Consider the following 5,675-nt stretch of genomic DNA (forward strand, 5'->3'; position numbering starts at 1 on the left):
AAATGGAGAAAAAAAATATTAGGTGATGATTTTAACTAAATACTTAATTTATCGAAATTTTCAAGAAGCGTACCTGGTATAACTGATACATAGTGGCATATTGGTGCAGTACTGGTTTTTTTGCCTGGTGGTAGTCGAGCTGTACTCTTTACTGGGGAACGAGTGAGACGGCCTTTTGATTTTTGTTCGAGGGAAAATCGGTTGTGATGATGAGTTTGGCTGAGGTGGTCTGACTAAGGATCAGGTGGGCGAAGCGACAGACAGTGTGGATGAACGGGATGTGGAATTTTCGGGATTGGATGAACTGGAAGATATCGCGTGCTTTCACTTGACGATGGCGGATGCTCTATGGTTGAATTACCCTCGTCATAGATTGGTGTATTGTGTATAATCTTTTACGGTTCGGTCTGCCCCAGGTTTCCTTGGATGCGGACAGTGAACTCGTTAGTTACTTATAGCTGCGGGGCGGTATGGCCTGCCCTTGCGGTTGCGCCACCCAGAGGAGGTTAGAGTATGTCCACCCGAAGGAAAAAGGCTTTGCCGATCCGCAAAGCCCCATTCATCACCATCATATTTTTTCTGCTTATGGCAATGGTTGGCATTGGTCTTAACGAGCCGGGGCGGGTTATGGAACAGGCCTGGCAAGTTTGCCTGAGTTGTATAGGGATCGGCTGATGGACGCCATACGGAAATGGGTGCAGGCCATCGCTTTTCTGCTGACCAACGGCTCGTGGACATTTCCCTATACCAAGATAATTTATCAGGGGCCGCTCAAGGTGATCTGTTCGCCGGGGCTGAACTGCTACTCCTGTCCGGCGGCATCTACCGCCTGTCCCTTGGGGGCCTTGCAGCAGATGCTGGCCGGGATCCGCATGGCATTGGACAATGGGCAGTATTTTGTTGGACTCTATGTGGTCGGTACCATGGGCATTATTGGCGGGTTTTGCGGGCGGATGGTCTGCGGTTGGCTTTGCCCTTTTGGTCTCTTTCAGGAGTTGCTTTATAAGATCCCTTCACCTAAGTTCGGGGTTCCCCGTGCCCTTCGTTTTGTTAAGTTCGCCATCTTGTTGCTGATGGTGGTCGTGATGCCGTTGTCGCTGGTCAATGATTTAGGGATCGGTAGTCCATGGTTCTGTAAGGTCCTCTGCCCGGCAGGAACCTTGGAAGCGGGTCTGCCGATGCTTTATCTGCAGCCAAGTCTGCGATCAGCAATCGGGACACTTTTTTATTCGAAGCTTGCTATTTTGATTGCCTTTATTGGGTGGAGTATCTTGTCCAGCCGTCCATTTTGCAGGACCACTTGTCCTTTGGGGGCTTTCTATGCCCTGTTCAGTCGTGTCCGGCTGATTAAATTACGTTTGAATGAGGCCCGTTGCACTCAGTGCAAGGTGTGTCACCAAGTCTGCCCGATGGGGGTCCATTTCAATGAGTCGCCGGATGATACCGAGTGTATTTCCTGCCTGGCATGCAGCAAGGCTTGTCCCTTTCAGGCTATTCATCTTGAGGTCGGCGGACTGACTTTCGACGCAGCGCCTGAGCAGCAGGGTGTTAAGGCAGCTCACCCCCTGGGGTGAAATTTTTTATGGGCTTTCTTTAGGCGGCTGCCATCGACGTGGGTGTAGATCTGGGTGGTGGCGATGTCGGCGTGGCCAAGCATCATTTGGACGGTGCGGAGGTCAGCCCCGTTTTCGACGAGATGGGTGGCGAAGGAGTGGCGGAGGGTGTGTGGGCTGATCTTTTTCAAGATTCCTTGACGGAGACACACTTTCTGGATGATTTGCCAGAATCGGAGTCTGGTCATCGCTGTCCCGCGGCGGGTGACAAAGAGAAAGCGACTGGACCGGACCTTCAGGATGAGTGGGCGGCTGCTTAAGAGATAGTGAGAGATCCGCTCCCTCGTCTCGTCACCAAAAGGGACCAGGCGTTCTTTGCTTCCTTTGCCGAGAATCCGGAGATATCCAGAGGCTAAATTGAGTCCGGCTATCGGCATGCCTACCAGTTCCGAGACCCGTAGTCCTGTGCCGTAGAGAAGGTGGAGCATGGCGGCGTTGCGGATTGATAGAGGGTCTTGCTGGTCTGCTGCCGCTAGGAGGAGATCTACTTCGCTTAAATTTAACGATTTGGGCAGCGATTGTTTGATCTTGGGCAGATCGATTCCCACTGTGGGGTCATGCAGAATCAGGTCTTGGGAGAGCAGGAATTGAAAAAAACAGCGAATGGCAGAGAGGCGACGGGCATTGCTGCGGGCGGAGCGGCCTGCCTGATGGGAGGAGTGCAGGAAATCGCGAAGGTGAGCGGAAGAGACCTGCTCAAGCGAAGTTATTGTGGCGGAGGTCAGGTGCTTGAAAAAAAAGGTCATGTCTGCCTGGTAGGCAGCTATGGTGTTGGGCGCTAACTGCCGTTCCGCCGCCAGGAAGAGGAGGAACCGGTCGAGACAGAGGATGAGCGGGGTAGGGGGGTACCCCATGGGTGTTGTCAATTGTTAAGAGACAGGGCTTGGCAGGGTTGCAGATGATGCGCTTGGGTGACTGCTCAAGTTGTCGGTTTACGGTTGATAGTTGACGGTGATTGGGTTCTGCCAATGGGTGAGGACACACTGACATTGAGTATCATACGATGATTTATGACTAATCATAATTCTTTTAACCGTAAACCGATAACTGATTACCGTTAACCTGTGTCCTTACGGCATAGTCACGATAATTCAAAAAAAACAGGCTTGAAGGAACGGTATTTCAGCCAAACCCCTTCAAGCCTGCATGTATGACGACCGCGATGGTGCTTTGCAGGATCAATACAATTAGTCGTTTTTCATCCGCCAAACGACCTTTCTGACCTTACGCCTGGCCTCGGCTTGTTTGCGGCGTTTTTTGTCGCTGGGCTTTTCGTAGAACTCACGGCGTTTCAATTCTTTTTTAATCCCATCGAGCTGGAGTTTTTTCTTGAGCTGGCGGATGGCGATTTCAATATCGCCTCTGACATCGACTTCAATCATGGTCCATTTCCTAAAAGTTTAAGTATGATCTGGTTTGGCCGAGTAAAGCGGCTTGAGAATTCATTTTCAAAAAGTACAATTTATAGACGATCTGGCTGGGGGCTGTCAACTCTTTTATGGAAAAATCTTGCCGGGGTTGAGGATGTTGCCAGGGTCCAACGCTAGTTTGATCAACTTCATGGCGGCAATGGTGTTCTGATCAACTTCCAAGGGGAGGTAGGCGGACTTGGTTATTCCTACACCATGCTCCCCGGATAGGGTGCCGCCAAGGGCTATTACTTTGGTAAAGATTCGTTTCTTGGCTATGTGGGCCGCTGTCATCTGCCTGTCATCTGCCTGGTTGTACATGATGTTGATGTGGATATTACCGTCCCCGGCATGGCCGAAGCAGAAGAGTATCAGTTTCAGCTCACGGGCCAACTCTTCGGCGTAGGCGACAAGGTCGGGGATGGCAGTGCGTGGCACGACAACGTCTTCCCCCAGCTTATGGGTCCGCAAGGAAAATGCAGCGGGAGAGACGGAGCGCCGGGCGAGCCAGAGGCGGTCGACTTCGCTTTTATCCTTGGCCTGTGTCACCTGGCGGACGCCGGACTGCTCGAATAGGAATCTGGCAAGATCTGTCCCTTCGCTGGCTACAGCCACTGCTGAGCCATCCAATTCGATCAGCAGCAGGGCCTCGGTTCCAGCGGATAGCGTCATAGGTAACTTGTCGGCAACGATGCTGATTGCGGTGCGATCCATGAACTCCAGGGTGCACGGAGAGAAATTGGACAGCACTTGAGCCACCAGCCGTGTGGCAGCAAGCATCGAGTCGAGAAGGACAAGGGTAGTTTGTTTGGTTTTTGGTTTGGGGATAAGTCGGAGGATGATCTTGGTGATAATCCCTAACGTTCCCTCTGAGCCGACAAAGAGACGGGTGAGGTCGTAGCCGACGACACCCTTGTCGGTCCTTACTCCGGTGTGGATAATGCGCCCGTCAGCCAAGACCACTTCCAGGCCTTTGACATAATCACGGGTTACCCCGTACTTGACTGCGCTGGGACCGCCTGCGCCTTCCGCCACATTGCCGCCGATGGTGCAGAATTTTGCGCTGGCAGGGTCTGGAGGGTAGAACAGGCCGTAGCGCCCAACTTCGGCCTGAAGGGTTCCTGTCACGACTCCCGGCTCAACGATGGCGGTCTGGTTTTCTTGGTCGATTTCGAGGATGTGATTGAACCTGGCCATGGCTATTACCAGCCCGCCGTGGGTGGGAATTGCTCCGCCTGTCATGCCGGAACCGGCTCCTCGCGCCACAACCGGAATCATCTGACGATGGGCGATGGCCATGACCCGACTGACCTCATCTGCCGTGCTCGGCCAGATGACAGCCTCTGGCATTGAGGTTTGACCAGTTCCGTCATAGGAGACGCAACTCAGTTCCGCTTGGGCGGTAGAGATATTGTTAGGTCCGACGATGATGGTGAGTTGGCGGATGATATCTTTGTGCATACTCTGCGAGGTCCTAGTTGTTGTGGCAAAAATGTGTTAAGCGGCGGTTATTGTCCAGAGCTTCGCACTTCAGACGAGACCACCCAGACCAACTGATCAATGAACATGGATTGTACCAAGAAAATCCAGGTTTCCAAACGGAATTGCCATCGAGACTAAGGCCGGAAGATCAGAGGAGGACGAGGCTGAGCTCTACACATTGCCAGCTTTCTTGACAATCCGGTCAAATGCTTATATATCACGCTATTGGATTATCAGCATCTATAGAAGACACTACGCACTCGTTAAAAATGAGGAACCATAATGGGCTTCAACCAGCTCCCCGTCTTTATTCAAACCCTTCTGCGTCCTGAGTCTTACCCTCACCCGGTACCCCATGTGAAGCTGGTGCAGACCCATATCTCTTACGTCTTGCTGGCAGGGGATTTTGTTTATAAGATAAAAAAGCCGGTTAATTTTGGCTTTCTCGATTTTACTACCCTAGAAAAGCGGAAACATTTCTGTGAAGAGGAGCTGCGGCTCAACCGTCGTCTGTGCCCTACTTTGTACCGGGATGTGGTGGCCCTTACCCAGGATGGTGAGGAAATTCGCTTGGGTGGTCAGGGGCAAGCCATAGAATACTGTGTTCAGATGGAGCGGATGCCGGAAGAGCGGATGATGACGGTGGTCATCAACAATCGACAACTGACCCCTGCTCTGCTGGACGGCATTGTTGATATCCTGGTCCCCTTTTATCAGCAGGCGGAGGGCGGGGAGGAGATCAAAGGCTTTGGCAGTGCCCAGGCGGTCAGCGTTAATGTGTTGGAGAATTTTGATCAAACGACCTCCTTTATTGGTTGTCCCGCGTTGAGTCAGGAGCAATTTGACCTGATCAGCTCTTATTCGAAAGATGTCCTGGCCCGAGAAGCCTTGTTTCAGCAGCGGGTCGATGCCGGAAAGATCCGCGACTGCCATGGCGATCTCTATTCTGCCAATATCTGTCTGGCAGAGCAGATCTATATTTATGACTGTATTGAGTTTAATCAGCGCTTCCGCTATTGCGATGTGGCAAGGGATGTGGCGTTTCTGGCCATATATCTTGACTATCATGGCCTGTCCGAGTTCTCAGCCCATTTTATTGATACCTTTGTTGCTAAGGCAAATGATCCAGGGCTCAGGGCGATACTGAATTTTTACAAGTGCTACCGGGCCT

General features: G+C 51.9%; 5 protein-coding genes. 2 read left to right on the forward strand and 3 right to left on the reverse strand.

The features are described 5' to 3' along the window. Positions 1-674: 674 nt before the first annotated feature. Positions 675-1,574: a 4Fe-4S binding protein gene (locus tag FP815_10280; GenBank protein ID MBA3015321.1), complete on the forward strand. Its 900-nt coding sequence runs from the start codon at positions 675-677 to the stop codon at positions 1,572-1,574. Here the strand turns inward: FP815_10280 and xerD are convergent. From xerD to FP815_10295, 3 genes are all read right to left on the reverse strand, one after another. Beyond that, positions 1,559-2,467 carry a site-specific tyrosine recombinase XerD gene (xerD, locus tag FP815_10285; protein MBA3015322.1) on the reverse strand — a complete coding sequence of 303 codons (909 nt, stop codon included), beginning with the start codon at positions 2,465-2,467 and terminating at the stop codon, positions 1,559-1,561. The two genes, FP815_10280 and xerD, sit on opposite strands and share 16 nt — an antisense overlap. 333 nt (positions 2,468-2,800) lie before the next feature. After that, positions 2,801-2,995: a 30S ribosomal protein S21 gene (gene rpsU, locus FP815_10290; GenBank protein MBA3015323.1), complete on the reverse strand. Its 195-nt coding sequence runs from the start codon at positions 2,993-2,995 to the stop codon at positions 2,801-2,803. Between the two features lie 114 nt (positions 2,996-3,109). Continuing rightward, positions 3,110-4,483: an FAD-binding protein gene (locus FP815_10295; GenBank protein ID MBA3015324.1), complete on the reverse strand. Its 1,374-nt coding sequence runs from the start codon at positions 4,481-4,483 to the stop codon at positions 3,110-3,112. A 303-nt stretch (positions 4,484-4,786) separates the two neighbouring features. Here FP815_10295 and FP815_10300 point away from each other — a divergent pair. Continuing rightward, positions 4,787-5,675: hypothetical protein (locus FP815_10300; GenBank protein ID MBA3015325.1), on the forward strand; the 889-nt coding region annotated here is incomplete at its 3' end.

This window comes from Desulfobulbaceae bacterium, assembly GCA_013792005.1.
Lineage (GTDB): Bacteria > Desulfobacterota > Desulfobulbia > Desulfobulbales > VMSU01 > VMSU01.

Coding starts and splice junctions, on each gene's coding strand:
- xerD (MBA3015322.1), bottom strand. CDS start 2,467: ATGGGGTACCCCCCTACCCCGCTCATCCTCTGTCTCGACCGGTTCCTC.
- FP815_10295 (MBA3015324.1), bottom strand. CDS start 4,483: ATGCACAAAGATATCATCCGCCAACTCACCATCATCGTCGGACCTAAC.
- rpsU (MBA3015323.1), bottom strand. CDS start 2,995: ATGATTGAAGTCGATGTCAGAGGCGATATTGAAATCGCCATCCGCCAG.
- FP815_10280 (MBA3015321.1), top strand. CDS start 675: ATGGACGCCATACGGAAATGGGTGCAGGCCATCGCTTTTCTGCTGACC.